Source organism: Pseudomonas sp. GW823-FHT06B06, assembly GCF_058795195.1.
The window spans coordinates 24,605-47,646 of sequence record NZ_JBXAHO010000004.1; the positions used below are offsets into that span (position 1 = coordinate 24,605).

The 23,042-nt window shown below is 59.7% G+C and carries 24 protein-coding genes; 5 read left to right on the plus strand and 19 right to left on the minus strand.

All coding sequences use genetic code 11. The annotated features are described in order from the left end of the window. Positions 1-49: 49 nt before the first annotated feature. From AC1Q8Q_RS04510 to AC1Q8Q_RS04570, 13 genes are read right to left on the minus strand one after another with little or no spacing between them, the layout of a single operon-like run. The gene (locus tag AC1Q8Q_RS04510; protein ID WP_168758727.1) at positions 50-1,084 is read right to left on the minus strand and encodes an EscU/YscU/HrcU family type III secretion system export apparatus switch protein; all 1,035 of its coding nucleotides are present in this window, start codon (positions 1,082-1,084) and stop codon (positions 50-52) included. Then, complete coding sequence (gene sctT, locus AC1Q8Q_RS04515) at positions 1,059-1,865, minus strand: type III secretion system export apparatus subunit SctT (protein ID WP_168759217.1); 807 nt, start codon at positions 1,863-1,865, stop codon at positions 1,059-1,061. Before sctT ends, AC1Q8Q_RS04510 begins: the two co-directional genes overlap by 26 nt. Positions 1,866-1,869: 4 nt before the next feature. Then, positions 1,870-2,124: an EscS/YscS/HrcS family type III secretion system export apparatus protein gene (locus tag AC1Q8Q_RS04520; protein ID WP_168758728.1), complete on the minus strand. Its 255-nt coding sequence runs from the start codon at positions 2,122-2,124 to the stop codon at positions 1,870-1,872. A 9-nt stretch (positions 2,125-2,133) separates the two neighbouring features. Beyond that, positions 2,134-2,793 carry an EscR/YscR/HrcR family type III secretion system export apparatus protein gene (locus tag AC1Q8Q_RS04525; protein ID WP_020795891.1) on the minus strand — a complete coding sequence of 220 codons (660 nt, stop codon included), beginning with the start codon at positions 2,791-2,793 and terminating at the stop codon, positions 2,134-2,136. Then, positions 2,790-3,719, minus strand: coding sequence for a FliM/FliN family flagellar motor switch protein (locus AC1Q8Q_RS04530; protein WP_168758729.1), 930 nt, complete (start codon positions 3,717-3,719; stop codon positions 2,790-2,792). Before AC1Q8Q_RS04530 ends, AC1Q8Q_RS04525 begins: the two co-directional genes overlap by 4 nt. After that, positions 3,716-4,609, minus strand: a complete 894-nt coding sequence (locus AC1Q8Q_RS04535) for a SpaN/EivJ family type III secretion system needle length determinant (protein WP_492614858.1) — start codon at positions 4,607-4,609, stop codon at positions 3,716-3,718. The genes AC1Q8Q_RS04530 and AC1Q8Q_RS04535 overlap by 4 nt, the downstream gene beginning before the upstream one ends. Then, positions 4,606-5,061, minus strand: a complete 456-nt coding sequence (locus AC1Q8Q_RS04540) for a SpaM family type III secretion system protein (RefSeq protein WP_033045162.1) — start codon at positions 5,059-5,061, stop codon at positions 4,606-4,608. The genes AC1Q8Q_RS04535 and AC1Q8Q_RS04540 overlap by 4 nt, the downstream gene beginning before the upstream one ends. Beyond that, a complete protein-coding gene (sctN, locus tag AC1Q8Q_RS04545; RefSeq protein WP_033045163.1) occupies positions 5,058-6,344 on the minus strand; it encodes a type III secretion system ATPase SctN in 1,287 nt (428 codons plus the stop codon). Before sctN ends, AC1Q8Q_RS04540 begins: the two co-directional genes overlap by 4 nt. Continuing rightward, positions 6,341-6,748, minus strand: coding sequence for an InvB/SpaK family type III secretion system chaperone (locus AC1Q8Q_RS04550; protein ID WP_033045164.1), 408 nt, complete (start codon positions 6,746-6,748; stop codon positions 6,341-6,343). Before AC1Q8Q_RS04550 ends, sctN begins: the two co-directional genes overlap by 4 nt. Positions 6,749-6,759: 11 nt before the next feature. After that, positions 6,760-8,811 (minus strand): EscV/YscV/HrcV family type III secretion system export apparatus protein, encoded by a 2,052-nt coding sequence (locus AC1Q8Q_RS04555; RefSeq protein ID WP_033045165.1) that lies wholly within the window; start codon positions 8,809-8,811, stop codon positions 6,760-6,762. Positions 8,812-8,834: 23 nt separating this feature from the next. Beyond that, on the minus strand, positions 8,835-9,941 hold the full coding sequence (sctW, locus tag AC1Q8Q_RS04560) for a type III secretion system gatekeeper subunit SctW (protein ID WP_020795883.1): 1,107 nt from the start codon (positions 9,939-9,941) through the stop codon (positions 8,835-8,837). Then, positions 9,938-11,593, minus strand: coding sequence for a type III secretion system outer membrane ring subunit SctC (sctC, locus tag AC1Q8Q_RS04565; RefSeq protein ID WP_492614859.1), 1,656 nt, complete (start codon positions 11,591-11,593; stop codon positions 9,938-9,940). The genes sctW and sctC overlap by 4 nt, the downstream gene beginning before the upstream one ends. A 4-nt stretch (positions 11,594-11,597) precedes the next feature. Continuing rightward, the gene (locus AC1Q8Q_RS04570) at positions 11,598-12,332 is read right to left on the minus strand and encodes a helix-turn-helix domain-containing protein (protein ID WP_033045170.1); all 735 of its coding nucleotides are present in this window, start codon (positions 12,330-12,332) and stop codon (positions 11,598-11,600) included. A 225-nt stretch (positions 12,333-12,557) separates the two neighbouring features. Between AC1Q8Q_RS04570 and AC1Q8Q_RS04575 the strand changes: the two genes are divergently transcribed. The 5 genes from AC1Q8Q_RS04575 to cobA all read left to right on the plus strand — a co-directional run bounded on the left by AC1Q8Q_RS04575 (position 12,558) and on the right by cobA (position 18,344). Further along, the gene (locus tag AC1Q8Q_RS04575; RefSeq protein WP_492614860.1) at positions 12,558-13,769 is read left to right on the plus strand and encodes a CmpA/NrtA family ABC transporter substrate-binding protein; all 1,212 of its coding nucleotides are present in this window, start codon (positions 12,558-12,560) and stop codon (positions 13,767-13,769) included. Positions 13,770-13,784: 15 nt separating this feature from the next. Then, complete coding sequence (locus tag AC1Q8Q_RS04580; protein ID WP_008056396.1) at positions 13,785-14,360, plus strand: ANTAR domain-containing response regulator; 576 nt, start codon at positions 13,785-13,787, stop codon at positions 14,358-14,360. A gap of 275 nt (positions 14,361-14,635) precedes the next feature. Next, positions 14,636-15,847, plus strand: coding sequence for a nitrate/nitrite transporter (locus AC1Q8Q_RS04585; protein WP_020801092.1), 1,212 nt, complete (start codon positions 14,636-14,638; stop codon positions 15,845-15,847). Between the two features lie 7 nt (positions 15,848-15,854). Beyond that, a complete protein-coding gene (locus AC1Q8Q_RS04590) occupies positions 15,855-17,525 on the plus strand; it encodes a bifunctional protein-serine/threonine kinase/phosphatase (RefSeq protein ID WP_168758733.1) in 1,671 nt (556 codons plus the stop codon). A 51-nt stretch (positions 17,526-17,576) separates the two neighbouring features. Next, positions 17,577-18,344: a uroporphyrinogen-III C-methyltransferase gene (gene cobA, locus AC1Q8Q_RS04595; RefSeq protein WP_151142973.1), complete on the plus strand. Its 768-nt coding sequence runs from the start codon at positions 17,577-17,579 to the stop codon at positions 18,342-18,344. A 104-nt stretch (positions 18,345-18,448) separates the two neighbouring features. Here the strand turns inward: cobA and AC1Q8Q_RS04600 are convergent, their stop codons facing one another. The 6 genes from AC1Q8Q_RS04600 to rraA form a co-directional block, all read right to left on the minus strand. Beyond that, positions 18,449-19,480 (minus strand): OmpA family protein, encoded by a 1,032-nt coding sequence (locus tag AC1Q8Q_RS04600; RefSeq protein ID WP_020801095.1) that lies wholly within the window; start codon positions 19,478-19,480, stop codon positions 18,449-18,451. 107 nt (positions 19,481-19,587) lie between these two features. Continuing rightward, complete coding sequence (gene sigX / locus AC1Q8Q_RS04605) at positions 19,588-20,178, minus strand: RNA polymerase sigma factor SigX (protein WP_075949123.1); 591 nt, start codon at positions 20,176-20,178, stop codon at positions 19,588-19,590. A gap of 90 nt (positions 20,179-20,268) precedes the next feature. Beyond that, a complete protein-coding gene (locus tag AC1Q8Q_RS04610) occupies positions 20,269-21,093 on the minus strand; it encodes a mechanosensitive ion channel family protein (RefSeq protein ID WP_008048604.1) in 825 nt (274 codons plus the stop codon). Positions 21,094-21,095: 2 nt separating this feature from the next. Next, positions 21,096-21,344, minus strand: coding sequence for a hypothetical protein (locus tag AC1Q8Q_RS04615; RefSeq protein WP_020801096.1), 249 nt, complete (start codon positions 21,342-21,344; stop codon positions 21,096-21,098). A 63-nt stretch (positions 21,345-21,407) separates the two neighbouring features. Further along, positions 21,408-22,403, minus strand: a complete 996-nt coding sequence (locus AC1Q8Q_RS04620; protein ID WP_020801097.1) for a zinc transporter ZntB — start codon at positions 22,401-22,403, stop codon at positions 21,408-21,410. A 34-nt stretch (positions 22,404-22,437) separates the two neighbouring features. Next, the gene (gene rraA, locus AC1Q8Q_RS04625) at positions 22,438-22,929 is read right to left on the minus strand and encodes a ribonuclease E activity regulator RraA (RefSeq protein WP_110749526.1); all 492 of its coding nucleotides are present in this window, start codon (positions 22,927-22,929) and stop codon (positions 22,438-22,440) included. Positions 22,930-23,042: the final 113 nt, after the last annotated feature.

The window sequence follows — 23,042 nt, forward strand, 5'->3', positions numbered from 1 at the left end:
ACGCTGCCAAATTGCGCTCATGCCAACGCTGGATAGATTAAGAAGGGGATCAGGCCTGCTCGACTTGCTCGAGCCAGATCAACAGGCGCAGGACTTCTTCGACCTCCTGCACCTGGAGGAAGCTGTAGCGCTGGTGGGTCTTGAAGATCCGTCGGGCCAGTGCGATGTCATTGATCACGGGCACGCCAACCTCTTTGGCATACGCTCGAACGGCCAGGGCGCGCTGGTTGGTTTCCATCAGCGAGATGAACGGCAGCAGGGTGATTTCCGGGCGGAAATACACACCGATGGCGATGTGGGTGGGGTTGGCGATGATCATCCGCGAGCTGCGCACGTCGGATTTGACCTGCTCGGACAGGAGTTCCCTGTGCAAATCGCGACGGCGGCCCTTGATCTCGGGATTACCATCCTGCTCCTTGTGCTCGCGCTTGACGGCGTCCTTGTCCATCATTTGATCTTTCATGAACAACCAGTATTCACTCAACGCATCCAGCACGACGATCAGCAGCACGCATCCCAGGAACGCCAACACCAGAACCAGCAACAAGTGCCCCCAGATCGAGAACAGCTCCGGGGCCTGGGCGAACAATTGGGCAAACAACAGTTGCCGCTGCGTGATCCAGACTATCCACAACGCCATGGCAAAGCTGCCCAGGTACAGCAGCGCTTTGACCGTGTCCTTGACGGTGCGCAGGCTGAACAGTTTTTTGAAGCCATTGATCGGGTTCAGCGCACCGAGATTGAGCTTCAGGGCCTCGCTGGCCAGTGCAAAGCCGCTTTGCAACAACGCAGGTAGTGCACTGGTCAAGACGCACACCAGCAGCAACGGCAGCAATGCCTTGAGCCCGACCAGCACCAGCATCGCCGAGTACGCCTGCATATCCGTGTCAAAATCACTGGCAATGATGCGTCGATAGACTTCCATGACCTCCACCAGCGAACTGTTGAACACCATGTAGGTGATGCCGCAGAGAGTCAGGCAGGTGACCACCAGGTCCTTGGCCTTGAACGTCTGGCCTTTGCGTGAGGCGTCGCGCAGACGCTTGGCGGTGGGCTTCTCAGTCTTCGAGGCGCTGGACGACATCGGCGGCCTCCCCTTCACGGCCCAGATAGTGTTCCAGCCCTTGGGATTTGCCGCCCATGCGCAGGACTTCGTCCGGCAGGTGCACGCCGAAATACAACATCAACACCACCAGCGCCACCAGGCTCTTGACCGTCAGCGACACCGAGAACGCGTTCATTTGCGGCGCATACCGCGAGAGCAAACCGAGCAGCGCTTCGCTGACCAACAACGTGGCCACCACCGGGGCGCTGATTACCAGGGTCTTGCTCACCAGTGCATCCAACAGGCCAACAATCGCGGACAGGTGTATCTCGCAACCATTGGCTGGCGCGCAAATGCGGTAGCTGTGCCCAACGGTTTCAAGCATCAGCAACATGCCGCCACCTTCGAGATAGACCGCTGCGGCGAACAACTGGAGAAAATTTGCCAACTCCGACGTATCGACGCCATTGGCCGGGTCCACGGTGCTGCTGAGCATTGCCCCGCGCTGGTTGTCGATCAGGTTGCCCATGGCGTGCAACACCCAGAACGGCCAGCACAGCAGGCATCCAAGCAGCACGCCAATGCCGGCCTCACGCAACACCAGGCCGAAGAATGCCAAGCCGTCGAGAGCCGGCAACGGCACACCCACATAGGCCCAGAACCCCGTCGCCACCAGCACAATGACTGCCTGGCGTGGCGCCCCCGTGAGCACACCGCTGTTGAGAAAGGGCAACATGAAAAAAATCGGCGCCAAGCGAGCCACCCCCAGGATGGCGGCGGCGAACCAGGCGTACAGGTCAAAAAACAACGTGACCGACATCGCGCTAACCCAACGCCAGGCGGATGACTTCACGGCTGAAATCGAGCAGGGTTTCCCCGTACCAGCCCGACAACAGGAACAGGCATGCGGCAACAGCCAACAGCTTGAAACCGAACGGCAGGGTCTGCTCCTGAAGTTGCGTCACCGTTTGAATCAAACCCACCACCAGGCCGACCACCGTGGCGGCAATGATCGGCCAGGCCACCATCAACAGAATCAGGTACAGGGTTTTATTGCCGGCATAGACCAGATCGTTCATGAGCCGCTCCTACGCCAGCAAGGTCAGGTATTGCTTGACCAGCCCGGTCGACAGCAACGCCCAGCCATCCAGTGCCACAAACAGCACCAGTTTGATCGGCACCGAAATGATCACCGGGCTCATCATCATCATGCCCAGTGCCAGCAGAATGCTGGAGATCACCAGATCGACGATCACGAACGGCAGGTACAAATAAAAGCCGATCTTGAAGGCGCTTTTGATTTCACTCAATGCGTAGGCCGGCAGCAGGGAAAACAACGACGGCGTGAGCTCTTCATCGGCGGGCAGACCGAGGTCGGACTCACTCTGCACCGCTTGCGCCCGCTCAAAGAACAGCGCCAGTTCCGGGTCGGTGTATTTGCGCAAGTATTCCTTGTATCCCCCCAACCCGTTCTCGGCAAAATTCACCACCGACTCGATGTCGGTAAAAGCCACCTGTTCTTCCTTGTAATAGCCATAGCCTTGCTTCATCACCGGCGTCATCACGAAAATCGCCAGCATCAGGGCAATCGCATTGAGGGTCATGTTCGAGGGCACTTGCTGCAAGCCCAAGGCGTTGCGCACGATGACAAAGACGATGGAAAACTTGATGTAGCAGGTGCCGGCCGCCACCAGGAACGGCAGCAGTGAAGCGAATGCCAGCAGCGCAATCAACGAGACGTCATTCATCGCGGCATTGCGTCCATTGAGTCGTTGCGATAGACCTCGAGCAACTCCACAGCCAGCTGCTCTTCCAGTTGCACCAGTTCGCCACGGGCCACCGGCTTGCCATTGGCTCGCACTTCGATGTGCCGCGCCGCATCGCCCGCCAGCGGGATCAGTTGTCCCCCGATAAACTGCGACAGCGTGGCCAGGTCGATTTCCTGGGTCGCGAGCACGAACTGCAGACACACCGACATAGCGCCGAGGTCAACATCGGGCTCCGGTGCGGAGTCTGCGGAGCCTTGGGCGTCGGGCTCGGTCAATTGCATGTGTATCCCCTGTTCAGTAAAAGTGAAAACGCCGAGGCATAGATGCCCCAGGCAGCATCGTTGCGAACGCTGAATGATTCGCAGGACATCGCCCGCCTTCAGCCGTATCCCATGTCTGAGGTGACTCGACCCCAGCATCAGCTCCAGGCACAGCGGCAAATCGCTCAGCCATGAGTCGGTGTACAGGGGCGCGCTGGCGGCCCGTGCCGATGGCAATCGGGTCAACCACAAGCGCCCACGACGCGTGTCGAGCCAAGGCAGCTCTTGCGGTGGCAATTGCCCGGGAAGCACCACATCGACGTCGGATAATTGCTGGTAGTGCAAGTCGTCTACCTCCAGCAGCAAGGGTTGCGGCACCGCGCGGAACAGTTCGGCGATGCTCATCAGCGAGCACTCGACTGTCAGTAACGACCGCAAACCCGGGAGTGATTGATGCAACCAGTCGCGGGCGTCGATCAAACCCCGCCATTCCCCGCCCTCACCTGATGCGCGAAAACACAGGTAGCCCGATTGCCCTGGCGGATGGCCTGAACCGGCGACGACATTCGCGCTCCGCCAGCGCCGTATCGCTTGCGCGCCGGCACGTGCCTGGGCGTTGATCCGGCGCAACTTCAGTGCGCTCATGCGCCCTGCCCGGCGTCTTCGGTCTGCTCGTCGTCCGGCGGCTGCCGCGAGCCCTGGCGCTGCTGTTCACCTTCGCTATTGGTCAGGCGCCACGTGGGTTCGCGGACCTGCTCCAGCGACACTTTGAGTTGTTCGAAAACCAGGGCATTGCTCGGGCTGAGTTGCAGGTTGCGGGCAGGCTCATCGGCCACGCGGCTGACTGTCACTTGCCCGCTGACGGCTCCTTTATTGAACGGAACCTGAAACAAGCCCCGGTCGGCAACCGACAAGGTTTCGATGATCGGATCGATGACAGGAGGTACTGGCGGCATCACGGGCGCCGAAGCCGCAGGTGTGGCAGCTATGTGCACATGGCGTACGGTGGGGAGGCTCGATAAGGCTTCGGGCCTTTGCCCTTCGAACTCAGGTATCGGGGATGCACCTGGACGAGTGGTAACTTCGACCGACAGCGGTTCGACGATGTTTGACGGCGGTTGGATCGGCCCTGATTCAACAATGATGGGAGTCGCCAGGTTTATCGGTGCCGACGCGACAGCCCTGGCGACAACAGGCGCAACGTCAACCAAAGGTGACAACAACCGGGGCTGCACAGGTTTACTCAAAAGCGGCTGCGCTGGGGGATGAGACGACGGTGTGAGCGGCCGTACTTCGTCGACTTCAGCAGCCAGCTTTTCCGGGAGCGTGACCATCGCCTGCAAAGTGCTTGCACGACCAGCGTCCATCTGAGGCCGATGACGCAGGATCAACGGCACCATCAGCGCCAGGACACCTTGGGGCAGTTCATCCTCCTGCACCGATACCAGCCTGTCGTGCAACTCATCCATCGGCCGTTCGATGACGGGTTCCAGGGGTTGAACCGGCAAGGGTGAAATTACAGATACAGTGCTCATCGCGAAACTCCGTTCATCTCTTCGACTTCTCTTTCATCCCGGCGCACCTGTTCCAGCCGTTGCCTGCGTAACAGAAGCTGAACAGCCCCTTCGTATTTGTCGTGCTTGCGCTGTGCTAACCGCAGTTGCTCGCGCTGCTCCTGCAACGCTTGCTCAATCTCCCGGCACTGCTGATCGACCCGGTCACGCTCAAAGCGCATCAGATCGATCTGCCGCCGGATGACCGCCTGCCTTCGCAACAGCGCCAACAGTTGCCCGTGATCAAGCACACAGTCATTGGCGCGATGGCTGGCCAACAAACTGTGTAGCTCCGCTTTTTGTGCGTCGAAAGCGGCCCGCTCCTGCACCAGCGGCTGCAGTTGCTGCCGGGTACGCGTTATCAGCAGTTCAGCGCGTTGCCGACGGAACTGGCCGAGTGCCAACAGGCGAAGACGATCGGCTAATGGATTCATGCCATCAGCCCCTGTAATTGGCCCAGGGCTTCGTCCGGCTCACAGCATTCACCCGTGGGCTGGCGCAACCACTGGTCGAGGGCTGCGCGGCGCTGCAGCGCCTGGTCGTTGCCGGCGTCCGCGCCTGGGCTGTACTCACCCATGTCGAGAAAAACCTGCAGCTGCTCAATCCGCGTCAGCGTATCCCGGGTCGCCGCCGCCAGTTGCTGCACCTGGGGCGGGGTGACTTGCGTCGCCACGCGACTGACGCTGCGCAACACATCGATTGCCGGGTAGTGCCCCTTGGCCGCCAAGGCTCGGCTGAGGTAGATGTGTCCGTCGAGAATCGAACGAATCTCCTCGGCGATCGGGTCCGGCTCGTCGTCGCTTTCCAACAACACCGTGTACCAGGCAGTAATGCTGCCGGAAGCGGTCACACCCGGTCTTTCCAGCAGGCGCGGCAAGGCATCGAACACTGAGGCCGGATAGCCCCGTCGCGCCGGCGCTTCACCGGCCGCCAGGGCCAGGTCGCGACGCGCCCGGGCGTAGCGTGTCAATGAATCCAGCAGCAACACCACGCGTTGCCCCTGGTCGCGAAAATACTCGGCGATGGCGGTTGCCTGCAGGGCCGAATTGCAGCGGTCCACCGAGGAAAAATCCGACGTGGCATACACCACCACGCAGCGCGCGCGTTTTTCCGACTGGCGCAGGTGCTCGATGAATTCGGTTACTTCGCGGCCGCGCTCGCCGATCAGACCGATGACAAACACATCAGCGTCGGTGTGGTTGATCAGCATATTGATCAAGGTGGTTTTGCCGGAGCCGGCGGCGGCGAAAATGCCGATGCGTTGGCCGACACCGCAGGTCAGCAAGCCGTCAATGACCCGAATACCGGTGCGCAACGGGGTGTCTACCGGGCGCCGCTGCTGGTACGACGGCGGATCGGCATCCACCGGGTAGTCCTGTTGCGCCAGCGCCGTAGACGGTACCAGACGCTCGACGATAGTGCCCTGAGGGTCGACTACGCTGCCGAGCAAGGCATCACTGCACGACAGTTGCAGGGTCGAGCCCGTAGGCACAATCATCGATTCCCTGGACAAACCTTTCGCATCACCCAGCAAGGTGAGCAGAACAGCGTCGGGTTTGAAGCCGATGACCTGCGCCCGTGCAACGACCTGAGGCAGGCGCCAATGCCGCCGTACTTCGCAGACCTCGCCAACTACCACATCGCCCAAGGCGGCTTCGATCAAGGGTCCGCTCAAGCGCAAAGGATGGGCCGCATGCCTTTCCAACCGCATGTTCATCGACGTAAAAGTTCGCACAGCGTTTCGATTGCCTGCACGAAAGCATCCAGGGCTTGCGCGAAGTGCTCAGCGTCGCCGAGGGCATGGGCATTTGCCATCAAACGCAGTTCGAGCCGTTCCTGAACCACGCAAAGGTGCAATTGCCCGGTGCGGGAAAAAGCATTGCCCTCAAGTAAGAACTGCATCAAATCGAAGGCACAACGGCTCATTGCACCCGGGCTCGCTTCTGCAACCGTCGTCCAGATCCAGGCATCGCCATCGACCAACGCCACGTTGATATCGGGCAGATTCTTCATCTGCATTTCAATGGTGCTGTGACTATCAAAATGTCCTATCTGGCTGTCCTTGCAGCCACTAAAACGTAGCGCTTCGCGTAACAGGTCGGCTATATCCATTGACATCATTGCGGGGTTCCTCACAAGGTTTTGATCACATTGACGGAGACGGTCTCGCTGACTTCGCCGAACGACATCACGTCCAACTCGCGACAACGCCCCTCGATAAGCTTCTTGATGTAGCGCCTAACATCGACCGAACACAGCAGCACCATGTCCTTTTGAGCAATGTGCACACTGTCCAGGGCGACGCTCAGGCGATCCATCAGCTCTTCGGATTCGGCCGGCTCGAGGTTGATGAAACTGCCGGCCGAGGTTTGCCTAATCCCGCGCCGCACCACCTCTTCGAATTCAGCCGACAACAGCAACACCCGTAAGTCATTACCCTGGGCAAACTTGTTGCTGATGTAGCGGGCCAGCGAGCCACGAACGTGCTCGACCAGCACCAGCACGTCTTTTTCCCGGGACGCCCAATGGGCCAGGGACTCAAGAATGAGCTTCATGTTACGCACGGAAATACGCTCGCCGATCAGGCGCTGCAGCACTTCGGCGATCTTCTGCACCGTGACGTGGCGATAGACTTCCTTGAGGAGATCGGGGCAGCGGGTTTCCATTTCGTCGAGCAGTTGCTTGGTTTCCTGCACGCCGAAAAACTCCTGGATGTTGCGCGCCAGCAAGGTGACCAGGCAGCGGTAGCATTCCTCGTCCGCCGGCCTCAGGTGATAGCCCAACTGCTGCACCCGTTCCTGGTCGGTGGCGTTGACCCACACCCCGCGCAGGCGATTGCTGTCGCTGCCGTGCACCAGGGCAAAGCCCATGGGTTCCAGTTCCGGCGAGTAGTCGAGCAACCGCCAGTGATCGAAATGGATATCGTATTGCTCCGCGCGCACTTCGTTGATCAGCACCGCCACTTGATGGGCCGGCAAGGCTTCGCTGCCGCGCAGTTGCGGCTCGGGAATGCGCAGCCCGTAATCGACGAAAAACTGGCTGCGAAAACGCGCCGCCCAACGGGCCCTGGTCAACTCATCGAGGCGCGCGGTGGGCACCAACAACATCAGCGGGATGGTTTCGGTGGCAACGTTATCGATGTCCTCGAGTAGGCCCGGGCCGGTCTGCAAGGCTTCACCCTGCGTCGACGCTGACCGACTGTCTCCCTGCCCCTCGCCCCGGGAGGCCTTGCGCCGGCGAAAGTACACCAGCAGTCCCAGGGCCGCGGCGATGGGTAGGAAGGTCAGCAGCGGAAAACCGGGCAACAGTCCAACGCCCACTGCCAGCAGCGCCGTCACCCCCAGCACGAACGGATGCCCCAGCATTTGGGCGAGCATGTTACGCCCCAGATTCGCATCATCGCCGTTGACGCGGGTGACGATGAAGCCCGCGCCGATGGCGATCAGCAAGGCTGGAATCTGTGCCACCAGACCATCGCCGATGGTCAACAGGGTGTAGGTCGACAAAGCTGTGGACAGGTCCATGCCCATCTGCCCGACGCCAATGGCCATGCCGCCGATAAAGTTGACGAAGATAATGATGATGCCGGCGATGGCGTCGCCCTTGATGAACTTCATCGCGCCGTCGAACGAGCCGTACAACTGGCTTTCGCGCTCCAGCACACTGCGTTTTTCCTTGGCTTCCTCGGCCGTTATGGCGCCAGCCTTGAGATCACCGTCGATGCTCATCTGCTTGCCGGGCATGCCGTCAAGCGAGAAGCGCGCCGCGACTTCGGCCACCCGCTCCGAGCCCTTGGTGATCACGATGAACTGGACAATAGTGACGATGGAAAAAATCACGAAGCCCACCACCAGGTTTTCACCGATCACGAACTCACCGAAAGAGGCGATGATCTCCCCCGCATCAGCCTGGCTGAGGATCAGCCGGCTGGTGCTGATCGACAGCGCCAGGCGAAACAGGGTGGTCAGCAGCAGCAACGCCGGAAAGGTCGAGAAACTGAGGATGCGTTCGATGTAGAACGACCCCATGAATACCAGTAGCGAAATCACGATGTTCAGGCCGATGAGAAAATCCACCAGCACCGTCGGCAGGGGAATGATCAGCATCGCGATGATCATCACCATCAGCGACAGGATCAGCAGCTCCGGGCGAGCGCTGACGTTGCGCAAAAACACATTGAACATGGCGGGTCAGTTCCGGGAAAAAGTCATGAGGTGCCGCCGGGACGACGCTGCTCAATACATTCGAGGGCATAGGCGATGTCAGCCAGGCGCATAAACTGTTCTGCCAGACGCAGCGGTGCCTGTTCATCGGCAAACAGCGGCGTCGGTAATTGCAGGCTGAGCCGACGCACCTTCTGCAGCACCGTCGAACGCTCATGGTGCGCACTCAACAGCAGGCGCTCGCCCAAGACGCCGAGCAACAACTGGTCGAGATCATCGGGGTAGGTCAGCACACCGATCAGGAACACCAGCCAGTCGGGTTCATCGGGGTTGTGCCGGCAGATGAGTGCATCACCGAGCAGGCCGCGGATAAACAGTTCATCTGCTGAACGCAGGCGTTTGAGGTCGTTCACCCGGGCCAGCAGTTGACCGAACTCCACGTGTGCACAACTGGGATCCTGGGCGCCGATGTCGGTGAGTAATGCCGCTTCAATGAAGGCCAGCACAGCGTGGCGTTGCGACGGACCGTAGAGGGCGATCCAGTCCTGATAACAACTGACCGGTCCGCAGTCGAACTCAATAAAATCCCGGTAGGTCTCGCGCAACAGGCCTGCACGCACCGTCATGCTCGCACCGAACATTCTGGCTTTGAGGGCGGTATTGATCCCGGCACTCATGCGCTTGGGGGAGCCTTGGGCAACCACCGTCTGCAATAACATTTCAAGCCGCTGACGAGTCCGTGTCTCGAGTTTTTTCCGGCGCAGCAATTCGCGCAGCACCAATGCCAGGTCGCTATCGTCGGGAAACAGGTTGCGTACCATCTGCAGCAACCAGCTGTCGGACTTGTCCGATAGCCGCGCCAGGCTCAGTACCTGCCGCGCCTTGGGCACGGTATCGTCCTCCAGGACTCTTTCGAAGGAGTCGGTCATCGCGTCGGACTTGAGCTCGAACTGCCGCCGGCCACGGAACTGGGCCAAGGCTGCAGACATTTCATCGCTGATCTGCACAAAGCGCCGGGCCACGTCGACCGTTATGCCGTCGTCAAGATCAACCTCTGCATCGACCTGCGGTTGCGGATGCTGGGCAGCCTTCTCGGCATTCAAGCGTGCCTGGGCCGCTCGCCCACCGGAAGAAATCGGTGGCAGGATCATTTTTCTGAGCTCCGGAAAAAGGATCGACGCACCCGTTCATGCTGCTGCGGGCTCAGCAGTCGCGCATCCGGCTCCACCGTGGTGGGTTCAAGGGCGTCGAGAATTTCCCTGGGCTGAATCAGGAACACCCGCACCGTATTGGCCGAGCGGCTCTGCCGATAGCTGAACAATCGGCCGATCCACGGAATCGAACCCAACACCGGTATCCGTCCGATTTGCTCGCTGTTGTCCTCGCGGGTGAAACCGCCGACCAACAGGCTCTTGCCCTGGGGCACTCGCGCCACCGTGCTGATACGCGTACGGCCGACCATCGGCAGTGTGCTCGGACGCTCTCCCTCACCAGGGTTTTCGATTTGGTTGCCGTCTTCGATATTGAGCGACATTTCGACCTCGTCCGCCCGGGCGAAACGGGGCAATACGCTGACCAGCGTGCCATAGGTCACGTGCTGCAGATCGACAGTGCGCTCCCCCACCAGTGGCGCATAAAACGTGCGGTTGTTGTCAAAGATCGCCGGCACGTTTTCTTGGGTCAGGATGACCGGCCGCGAGACCACATTCGCCCGGTTGGTGCGCTCCAACGCCATGACCTGGGCGACGAATGATGCCCCATCGAGGGTGGTCGCCGAGCCAGCATTGAGCGATGCGGAAAATTTCCCGCCCGAATTCACCGTGCCTTGCCAATTGATGCCCAACTGGTTGAGTTCGTCCTTATGCAAATCGATGATCCATAACGACAACTCCACATGTCGTTTCGGCGTATCCAGTGCACTCACGAGATTCTCGATAAAGCGCACCTGCTCCGGCAAACCCTTGACCAGCAGGCTGTTGGTGTCCGGATAGGCCACCACGCGAATGTTTCCGGCGGCCATCTCCCGGGCAATGATTCGCGGCGCAGCCGGGTCCTGATCAGGGGATGTGGTCGCCAGGCCTTCCAGGGGAAACGCTGGCATCGCCCCCTGCACTCGCTGTGCCCCGGCTTGCGCCACGGCCGGCTCGACCTCGCGCTTCTCCCCGCGCAACAAATCCTCGATCACGGTTGCCAGCCCGGGGATGGTCACCTTGTCATCGCGCAGCTCGTATTTACGGTCGCTGACAAAGGTGTTGTGCACCTGGATAACGCCAATCTGCTGTCTGCCCAGCAACAGCTCCGAGCGTTGGTTATCCATCAGACCGGCCGCTTGCACCACCAGATCGACATACATCGGCGGCCCCGACACATGGAACGTACGCAGGCCGTCATGGCGCAACGGATAACGGCCATCGAGCAGCCCGGACCGTTCGAGAAACGCCTGAAGCCTGGCCACGGTCAGGGTCTGCAGCGACATCATCGAGCTTTTCACTTCCGCGGCGTCATACAGGTAGATCGCCTGGCCATCGCTGTACCAGATCAACGCCATCTGTGCGCTGACCCGCTCGAAGGTCCGTTGCGGTGAGCGCAGGTCAAAACTGCCGGAGATCCGCTTGGCCGAGGCAGCCTTGCTGATGATCACCGGCTTGCCCAACGGCCCGGACAACTCCGAAAAAAACGTGCGCACACTCTGTTCGCGAGCCACGTATTCGTCGGCATTGGCCCGCACCGTATACGGCACCAGCATCAGTATGGCAGCCAGCCAGAAGGGCAAAACATACAAGGTTTGAACTGCGCGATTCATCGTTTCACTTACTTGGAAGGTAGGTAATGTCCGCCAGGCTGCTGGGTGTGAAGCCCACCAGCTCGCGAATTTCCTTGGAGAAATGCGAAGAAGAGGAGAAACCGAACTCCAACGCCAGATCTGTCAGGGAACAGTCCTGCAGACTCATGTTCAACAGCGCCTGGGCCGTCCGCCAACCGCGCAATGCGGGCTTGGGCGCCGTACCGAGCGCCTGCCAGCACAATCGACGAAAATGCGATACCGACACCCCATAGCGATGCGCCAGAGTCGTGAGTTTTTCACTGTGGGTACCCTGTTCCAGCAGAAAGCGCACAAGCCCGTAACTCTCAGTCTGGCGCAACACACTGGCAAAGGCCTGATAGGCCGTTCCGCCAGCCATCGCCTGTTCGAGGTACCAGCGCTCTAGTGCCTGCTCCGACTGAACCTGGGAAAAAGGCACTGGCAATGCCGCCCAAGGTGCCTGACGATCTCGCGCAGTGATCGGCGCATGGCCCAGATCGATGAACACCTGCAATTTCACCAGCGGTGCCAGGCCAGTTGGCAGGATCGACACACTGCCGTTGACCTCAAATCCGCTGGTGACTGCAATCAGCCCTTCCCAGCCCATCGGTAGGCAGCAGGTCGAGACGCACTGCGCCGGGGCCAGACAAACGGCGATTTGGTTGACACGCAGATGCAACAGCCGCTCACAGGAGCGGGTATTAGAGGCACGTGTGGCGTGTAGTGATTCGATGGGCACGCCAACCTCCTTTGCGTCCTGACGATGTAGGTCGGCAGGATGCTGGGTGGGGCGTGTCGAATCCTGATGTAAATGTGATGAAATCCGGGCTGGCATATGCCTTGCACCGGTTCACGCATCAGCACGCAGGCCAACGGCGGAATGCGTGCCAGGACAACGGCGTCGTCAGCCGCCCCTGCTCATACGGGGTCCGGGACGACGTTTTTTTTGGAAGGTGCGAAATCGATGAACGAACCCTCAATCGGCCCCTTGGCCTGGGTCAATGGCAGCGATGCCCCGGAAAAGACCGAAATCAACCTAGGCTTCATGGCCCTGAGCGACTGCGCTTCGGTGGTGGTCGCTGCCACCCAAAGCTTCGCCCAGCCCTACGGACTGACCTTGAACCTCAAGCGCCAGTCGTCCTGGGCCAACCTGCGGGACAAACTGGTGAGCGGCGAACTCGACGCCGCCCACAGCCTCTACGGCCTTATCTACGCCGTGCACCTGGGCATCGGCGGCGTGGCCCCCACCGACATGGCGGTGCTCATGGGCCTGAACCAGAACGGCCAGAGCATCAACCTCTCCCATGGCTTGCAGGCCGTCGGCGTGACCAGTCCTGAAGCACTGGACCGTCACGTGCACCAAACTCGCCCAAAACTGACCTTCGCCCAGACCTTTCCCACCGGCACCCATGCCATGTGGTTGTACTACTGGCTGGCAAGCCAGGGCATTCATCCGCTGCACGACGTCGACAGCGTCGTGGTGCCGCCGCCGCAAATGGTGGCGCACCTGCAAGCCGGGCGTATCGACGGCTTCTGCGTTGGCGAGCCCTGGGCTGACAGCGCGGTGAAGCAAAACCTCGGTATTACCCTGGCGACCTCCCAGGCCATCTGGCCCGATCACCCGGAAAAAATCCTCGGCTGTACGCGCGCTTTCGTCGAGCAATACCCCAACACCGCCCGAGCTTTGGTGATGGCGATCCTCGAAGCCAGCCGCTTCATCGACGACAGTGTCGAAAATCGCCGCAGTACCGCGCAATTGCTCAGCGCTGCGCAGTACCTCGATGCGCCGTTGTCGTGTATCGAACCACGGCTGCTGGGCGACTATGCCGACGGCCTGGGCAACGAATGGCAAGACCCGCACGCCCTGCGTTTCCATGGGCAGGGGGCGGTCAACCTGCCCTACCTGTCCGATGGCATGTGGTTCATGACCCAGTTTCGTCGCTGGGGGCTGTTGCGCGACGACCCCGATTACCTCGCCGTGGCCCGTCAGGTTCAACAACTAGACTTATACCGAGAGGCTGCCAGCGCCGTCGGTGTTGCCATCCCAGGCAATGAGATGCGCAGCAGCCAATTGATCGACGGCAGGGTCTGGGACGGTTCGGACCCGGCCAGTTATGCCCGCAGCTTCAAGCTGCACGCCATGAGCGACAGCTTGCCTCTACTCGCCAGCCGCTGACAGGAGACTGCAGACATGTTGCGTATCCTGCTGATCAACGACACCGCGAAAAAAGTCGGCCGCTTGAAAGCCGCCCTGACCGAGGCCGGTTTCGAGGTTATCGACGAATCCGGGCTGACCATCGACTTGCCCGAACGCGTCGAAACGGTGCGCCCGGACGTGATCCTGATCGATACCGAGTCACCGAGCCGCGATGTCATGGAGCAAGTGGTGCTGGTCAGCCGCGACCAGCCACGGCCGATTGTGATGTTTACCGACGAACACGACCCCGATGTGATGCGCCAGGCGATCAAGTCCGGGGTCAGTGCCTACATTGTCGAAGGCATTCACGCACAGCGCCTGCAACCGATTCTCGACGTGGCCATGGCGCGTTTCGAAAGCGACCAGGCCCTGCGCGCCCAACTGCACGCCCGTGACCAGCAACTGGCCGAGCGCAAGCGCATCGAGCTGGCCAAGGGGCTGCTGATGAAGATGAAGGACTGCAACGAAGAAGAGGCCTACACCCTGATGCGTCGCCAGGCGATGAGCCGCCAGCAGAAGCTGATCCAGGTGGCGGAGCAGATCATTGCCATGAGTGAGTTGCTTGGCTGAGTTTTTCTGGTGCCGTTGAAGGCCTCTTCGCGAGCAGACTCGCTCCCACATTTGAAATGCATTCCCCCTGTGGGAGCGAGCCTGCTCGCGAATGGCCGCAACTCGGTCCCAACTGTTGGCACAGATCTGGCTAAGTAATCCCTACAGGTAACCAACGGCGGTTGCCCCACCTACGACAAAGACGTCGCTCACCTCATTTGCCCCATGGCGAATCAGGTGGCGGCGTTTTTTTTGTTTTGGCTCCCGTTCGAGACTCCTATCATCTGAGGTGCGCGATGAATTCAAGCTTCTGGAAATCCGGCCATACCCCGACACTGTTCGCAGCCTTCCTCTATTTCGACCTGAGTTTCATGGTGTGGTACCTGCTCGGCCCGCTGGCCGTTCAGATCGCTGGCGACCTGCACCTGACCACACAACAACGCGGACTGGTGGTGGCCACGCCGATTCTGGCCGGGGCGGTACTGCGCTTCGTAATGGGGATGCTGGCTGATCGCCTGTCACCCAAGACTGCCGGCCTGATCGGCCAGGTGATCGTCATTTGCGCATTGTTCGGCGCCTGGAAACTCGGCATCCATACCTACGAGCAAGCCTTGCTGCTGGGGCTGTTCCTCGGCATGGCCGGCGCCTCCTTCGCCGTGGCCCTGCCCTTGGCATCGCAATGGTATCCGCCACAGCACCAGGGCAAGGCCATGGGCATCGCCGGGGCCGGAAACTCCGGCACCGTACTCGCGGCGCTGATTGCACCGGTTCTGGCGGCTGCCTTTGGCTGGAGCAATGTGTTCGGCTTTGCGCTGATCCCGCTAATCCTGACGCTGATTGTCTTCGCCTGGCTGGCCAAGAATGCGCCTGAGCGGCCGAAAGCCAAGTCGATGACTGACTACTTCAAGGCCCTGGGCGACCGCGACAGCTGGTGGTTCATGTTTTTCTACAGCGTGACCTTCGGTGGCTTCATCGGCCTGGCCAGCGCCCTGCCCGGTTACTTCAACGACCAGTACGGCCTGAGCCCCGTGACCGCCGGTTACTACACGGCAGCCTGTGTGTTCGGCGGTAGCCTGATGCGCCCGCTGGGAGGCGCCTTGGCCGATCGTTTCGGCGGCATTCGCACCCTGCTCGCGATGTACACCGTGGCGGCCATCTGTATCGCTGCCGTCGGTTTCAACTTGCCCAGCTCCTATGCCGCGCTGGCCCTGTTCGTGTGCACCATGCTCGGTTTGGGTGCAGGCAACGGTGCGGTGTTCCAGTTGGTGCCCCAGCGTTTCCGTCGCGAGATCGGCGTCATGACCGGCCTGATCGGCATGGCCGGCGGCATCGGTGGATTTGCCCTGGCGGCAGGCATGGGTGCGATCAAGCAAAGCACCGGCAGCTACCAGATGGCATTGTGGTTGTTCGCCAGCCTGGGGGTGCTCGCCTGGTTCGGCCTGCACGGCGTAAAACGCCGCTGGAGGACCACTTGGGGTTCGGCCGCCGTGACGGCTGCACGGGTTTGACGCCGCCATGAGCCTGCAATTAAGTTTTGCGCAAGCCAGCGCCATCGGCCCGCGCGATGAGAATCAGGACGCCTTGCGCCTCGTCACGCCGGCCCCGGCGCTGGCAGCCAGCAAGGGCTACCTGTTCGCCATCGCCGATGGCGTCAGCCAGTGCGCCGACGGTGGCCTGGCGGCTCGCTCGACATTGCAGGCCCTGGCGCTGGACTACTACGCCACGCCGGAAACCTGGGGGGTTGCCCAGGCGCTGGATCGCTTGCTGCTGGCGCAAAACCGCTGGCTGCAAGCCAACGGCGCAGGCCAGCCGCTGCTGACCACCGTCAGCGCCCTGGTCCTGCGCGGTCGGCGTTTTACCTTGGCCCATGTCGGCGATTGCCGGGTGTATCGCTGGCACGCCGAGCAGTTGCAGCGGGTCAGCGAAGATCACGTCTGGGACCAACCGGGCATGCAGCATGTACTCAAGCGTGCACTGGGCCTGGATCAACACCTGGTACTGGACTTTCTCGATGGCGAACTGCGTATCGACGAAAGCTTTGTGCTGCTCAGCGACGGTGTCTGGGCGGCCTTGGGCGACACCGCCATTGCGGCGATCCTGCGTGACCAGCCGGACCTGGACAGCGCCGCGCAAACCCTGGTCAACGCCGCACACCTGGCGGGCAGCCAGGATAACGCCAGCGCACTGCTGGTGCGGGTCGATGCCCTGGGTGAATCCAATATCGGCGATGCATTGATCCATCTGCAGCAATGGCCACTGCCCCCGGCGCTGAAACCGGGCCAGGTTTTCGAGGGCTGGCAGATTGAAGGGATTCTCAGCCAGAGCCAGCAGTCGTTGCTCTATCGGGTATTCGACAGCCAGCAGCAGCCCTGGTTGCTGAAAACCCTGACCCCTCGCCTGCATGACGATCATCAGGCCGGGCAAGCGTTGCTGTCCGAAGAATGGTTCCTCAAGCGCGTAGCCGGGCGGCACTTTCCTGAAGTGCATGCGGCCAGCCAGCGTCAGCATCTGTACTACGTGATGCGCGAATATTCGGGCTCGACCCTTGCTCAAGTGCATGAACAGATCGGACCCATGCCCCTGGCCCAATGGCAGGACGTGGCTGAACGCCTGCTGCGAGCGGTCGGCATGCTCCATCGACGGCAGATCCTGCATCGCGACATCAAGCCGCAGAACCTGCTGTCAGGGGACGACGGCGAGTTGCGCCTGCTGGACTTCGGCCTCGCCTACTGCCCCGGCCTGTCTGAAGATCAGCCCAGTACACTGCCTGGAACTCCAAGCTATATCGCCCCGGAAGCCTTCCGCGGGGAGTCACCGACGCCGCAGCAGGACCTGTATGCGGTGGGGGTGACCTTGTACTTTCTGCTCACCGGGCATTTTCCCTACGGCGAAATCGAAGCCTTCCAGCGCCCCCGGTTCGGCGTTCCGGTCAGTGCCAGCCGCTACCGCCCTGACCTGCCCGAATGGCTGGCGCAAAGTCTGGAACGTGCGGTTGCCGCAGACCCGGCTGAGCGCTTTGAAACCGCCGAGGAATGGTTGCGCCTGCTGGAACAGGGGGAGCGACGCAGTTTAAGCGTACGTCCCAGGCCTTTGCTGGAGCGCGAACCGCTGAAGGTGTGGCGGACATTGGCCCTGATGTCGCTGCTGGCGAACCTGGCGTTGCTGTTCCTGGTGTTCCATGGCTGAGCCTGCATTGCCCTTAAAACCGATCATCGTCATTTCGTGAGGAACAACACTATGAACGCAAAAGTCTGGCTGGTGGGTGCGGGTCCCGGTGATCCTGAATTGCTGACCCTCAAGGCGGTGCGCGCATTGAAAGAAGCCGACGTGGTGCTGATCGATGACCTGGTCAACGGCGCAATACTCGAACATTGCCCTGCAGCGCGGATCGTGGCGGTGGGCAAACGCGGCGGTTGCCGCTCCACGCCACAAGCGTTCATCCATCGCCTGATGCTGCGTTATGCCCGGCAGGGCAAATGCGTGGTGCGGCTTAAAGGGGGTGACCCGTGCATTTTCGGGCGCGGAGGCGAAGAGGCCCAGTGGTTGCGCGAGCGCGGGGTTGAGGTCGAACTGGTCAATGGCATCACGGCCGGGCTTGCAGGCGCCACCCAGTGCGATATTCCGCTGACCCTGCGCGGTGTCGCGCGGGGTGTGACACTGGTCACCGCCCATACCCAGGACGGCAGCAGCCTGAATTGGCAGGCACTGGCCCAAGGCGGTACGACCCTGGTGATCTACATGGGGGTGGCCAAGCTCAGCGAAATCCGCGAGCAGTTGTTGGCCGGGGGGATGGCGGAGGATACGCCGGTGGCGATGATCGAAAACGCTTCATTACCGCAACAGCGAGAATGTCGGAGCGATCTGACGGCTATGGAGGAAGATGCCTACGTCTTTGAGCTGAAAAGCCCGGCGATATTGGTCATCGGTGCAGTGGCGGTTGGCGAGAAGATCAAAAGATCGCAGCCTGCGGCAGCTCCTACAGGGATTTGCGCAGTACCAATGTAGGAGCTGCCGCAGGCTGCGATCTTTTCAAGTCACCACACAAATCTCAAATCGCAGACAAAGAAAAGCCCGGCATGAGCCGGGCTTTTCTCGTAGCTGTGGGCTAATTACTTAGCTTGAGCTTCAACCTGCGCTTCTACGCGACGGTTTACAGCACGGCCAGCTTCAGTAGCGTTGTCGGCAACTGGGCGGGATTCGCCGTAGCCAACAGACTGAACGCGGGACGATTCAACACCGTACTGGTTGGTCAGAACTTGCTTAACGGCGTTTGCACGACGCTCGGACAGTTTCTGGTTGTAAGCGTCAGGACCGACGGAGTCAGTGTGACCTTCAACAGTGGTGCTGGTGGATGGGTACTGCTTCATGAAGTCAGCCAGGTTCTTGATGTCGCCGTAGCTGTTAGGCTTGACTACCGACTTGTCGAAGTCGAATTTCACGTCCAGCTCTACACGAACAACTTCAGCAACTGCTGGGCAGCCATCAGCGTCAACAGTTACGTTGGCTGGGGTGTCCGGGCACTTGTCTACGTTGTCGCAAACGCCATCGTTGTCGCTGTCGGAGCAGACTTCTGGTGCTGGAACTGGAGCAGGAGCCGGCTTGGAGCCGCCACCGAAGTTCACACCGATACCGACGCTAGGAGCCCACTCGGTGTTGCCCTGGTCGATGTTGTATTGAGCTTCAACGCCAGCACGGGCGTAGAAGTTGTCGGTGAAGTACAGCTTGGCGCCGCCGCCAACGTTGGCGAAGGTGGAACGGTCACGACCGTTCGAACCGTTCTGGTCGATGCTCTGGTCGGAGAAACCGGCCGAGACGTAAGGACGCAGCATGTCGCCTGGGTTGTTGAAGTGGTACAGAGCGTCCAGAGCGGTGTTCGCGCCCTTGATGTTCTGGCCAGAGTCGGAACGTACGTTGTGAACTTCGTCGTAAGCCAGACGCAGCTCAACGTCGTCGGTCAGGAAGTAACCAACAGAGCCACCGAACAGGTTACCGTCGTTTTTGAAGTTACGGGTGCTGTCAAAGTACTCTTTCTTGGCGAAGCCTTCGATTTCAACTGCGCCTTGGCCCTGTGCCAGAGCGCCGATCGAAGTGGCGGCAATAAGAGAACCAATGGCCAAGCCCAAGGTGTTTTTCAGTTTCATCCGTTAAATCCCCATCTGGTGATTGTGAAGCAGTCCCGCAAACCGGGGGACAACTCGGCGGCAAGTCTATCAGAACTTGCCTACACGTAAGAGATATTTGCGCCGAACTAAGTTTCAGCAATGCCCGCAAATTTCTCACGCAATTTATCTAGAGCGCGTTTGTACCGCATTTTTGTAGCGCTCAAGCCCATGTGCATGATGTCTGCGATCTCCTGAAACTCCAGCTCTGCGACAAATCGTAGCACCAGAATTTCTCGGTCAATCGGGTTCACATACACTAACCAGCGATCAAGTCCACCCTTTTCCTCGGGTTTCGGCGCCTTTTCTTCGGACGCTTCCTCGAGGGGGTCAAGACTCAAGGCGTCCATCAAGCGACGCTTTCGCCTTTCTTTCCGATACTGCGTAATGCACTCGTTGTACGTGATGCTATATAGCCATGTCTTGAACTTCGATTTGCCCTCGAAGTTCTTCAGGCCGTACAGCACCTTCAACATGACTTCCTGACAGACATCGTCAGCGTCGCGATCGTTCCCGAGATACCTTGCACAGACATTAAATAATGTTCGTTGGTAACGCCGCATCAGTTCTTCATATGCGCGCGTCACGTGAAACAGCTCGGTATGCGAGCGCGCGACCAACTCCTCATCAGAGAGCTCGCGGGGGTCGTAGCGCATGGATAACGATTGGGCTTTATTCAAAACAAGTCGTGCCGACAGTCAGGTCAATGTCCGCCGCAGCCAGCATCAGGCGGCATTTCGCGGCGGCATACATTAGCAGGGTTTGCCGGGTTAGCGGCTACTCACATGCTGCTCGAGGAGGATCCGATTGGAAAGAGAGACTAGCTCACCCTCATCCGTCAGCAATGTAGTTTTAACCGTGCCGATCTCTTCGATCTGCCCTTCGACCTCTCCAACACGCACTTGTTGCCCAACCTGGTACAACTCACGCACATAGATTCCCGCAAGAATCTGACCGGCAATTTCCCGGCTTCCCAACCCCATGGCCAGTGCAACCGCCAGACCAACGGTAATCAAAACGATCACGATCACGTGGTTAAGCAGGTCAGTCTTGACCTCCAACTGACTGATCGCGACCGAGATACTGATGATGATCACCAGGCCCTGGGCAATTCTCCCAAGTCCCGAAGCGTAGTCCAGGCCTACGCCTTCTGCCGCTCCGCGCACCAGCCCATTGGCCAATTGCGCCAGCAAGACACCCACCAACAGCACCAGCGCCGCACCGAATACCTTCGGCAAATATAGCGCAAGCATATCCAGCGTAGCTGAAACTCGTTCAAGTCCAAGTGATTCTGCGGCAGAAACCAAAAAAATCAGCAGAACGAACCAATAGACGATTTTACCGATCAGCGTTGAGATAGGTACTTGAAGGCCGGCACGGGACAACAATTTCGTCAGGCCGGTACCACCCATCAGGCGATCCAGACCGAGTTTGGCGAGCAACTTGGACAGCAAGGTGTCCAACAGCTTGGCCACGACAAAACCGAGCAGGAGCACGACCAGTGCGCCGAACAGGTTCGGGATGAAGTTCGCAACCTTGGTCCATAACGCAGTCATTGCAGTGACGAGGCTCTGTGTCCAGAGATCAAGTTCCATATTCAATCAGCCTTATCAGCAGTGCGAGCGGTAGGTTTACGAAGACGGGAGACCGGCGCGACATGGGCCGAGCCATTATTGAGGGCGATCATCAGGGCGGGCAACCAGCGGCCCAGCAGGCTGAACAAATCACCTGCGCCAACCTGGCGATTGGCGGTTTTCAGGACACGCCCCAGGCATGCATCGTCATCCCGGGTGGACGGTGATGCCTTGAGCATGTCGCGCAAAGACTGTTCAAACGGATCGTGCATACGCACCTCTCGTGATGTCTGTGAAAGACGCGGTCAAATTTGCTCGGGTCACATGGCGCACGTTCAAACCCAGCGCAAACGTCGGAATAACCACCACTGCCCGAGCGCCACCGAGATCATCAGCAGGCAGGCGACGAGGAAGCCATAGGGGCTTTCTGAAAATGGAATGCCCCCGACGTTGATTCCCAAAAGACCGGTCAGAAAACTCATCGGCAAAAAAATCCCGGTGATGATGCCAAAGCGATACATGGTGCGGTTCATGCGCACGCTCAATCGCCGGTCTTCAGTCTCCAGGACCAGCCCCACGCGCTCTCTGGTTAATTCCAGCTCCTCCAGATAGCGGGTCAGGCTGTTGTTCAATTCGTTCCAGTAATCGCCATCGTCCTCGACGAACCAGGGCAATTTGATGCGCGTCAGTTGACCAAAAATGTCCCGCTGCGGAGCGAGGAATCGCTTCAACGCAGCAGCCCGGCGCCGGATCTGCAAAACAGCACCGTGCTCAGGAGTATACCGCTCGTCGGAATCCAGCTTTTCTTCTTCCTCATCGACCACTTCCGACAGGCAACTGACCAGATCCTGCACCTTGTTGGTGAGGTACTGAGCCATGTAGAGAATGAGTTCGGAGGCGGTTTTCGGCCCCTTGCCTGCTTCCAGTTGCACCAGCAAATCTTCAGTGGCACGCAGCGGACGCAGACGCAGGGAGATGACTCGCTGGGCAGAACCGAAGATGCGTACCGACACCATGTCTTCAGGCTCGGCGCCCGGATTAAGGTTTACGCCACGCAAAAATAGCAGCAGTTCGCTGTCCGAAAGCTGCAGGAGACGCGGGCGGGTATTTTCTTCCAGCAAGAGATCGCAGCTGAACTCACTCAGGCCGCTGGACTTGCGCAGCCAGGTCTGGGTTTGCGGGTGACTGCGATCCCAATGCAGCCACAGGCTTTCATGAGCCTGCAGCTGCAATTCGTCGAGTTCTGTCCGGGCTATCGAACGCGCACCGCCTTTACCATCCAGCACCAGGGCATGTACCAGCCCCCACTGCGCGTTTTCTTCCTCGAACATCCGCATTCCATTCTTCAAAAAAATCGGCCAGGACTTACTCAGGCATCGCAAGCGGGCTCGGCGAGATGATCACGCCGTTGTTGTCCGCATAGAGGTAATGACCGGGATGAAAGGTCACGCCGGCGAAGGTCACGGCAACATTCAGGTCGCCAATACCACGCTTGTCGGTTTTCATCGGGTGGCTGGCCAACGCCTGGACCCCCAGGTCGGTTTGCGCGATGACGTCGACGTCACGGATGCAACCGTAGATCACCATCCCTTCCCAGCCGTTCTTCGCGGCTTTCTCGGCGATCATATCGCCCAGCAAAGCGCGACGCAGGGAGCCACCACCATCGACCACCAACACTTTGCCATTACCCTTGAGCTCGGCTTGCTCCTTTACCAGCGAGTTGTCTTCGAAGCACTTGATGGTCACGATCTCGCCGCCGAAGGAATCCCGGCCACCGAAATTGCTGAACATCGGTTCCAGCACCTGCACCAATTCCGGGTAGGCGTCGCACAGGTCAGGGGTGAGGTAATGGTTCATCGAGAAACTCCTGTAATTAGGAAGAAAGCACGAACATCACTACTGATTTAGTCACAGAAAATGACCAGAACAGCTCAATGCGTCATATCTTAACTGCAACCCGACCAGAGCGA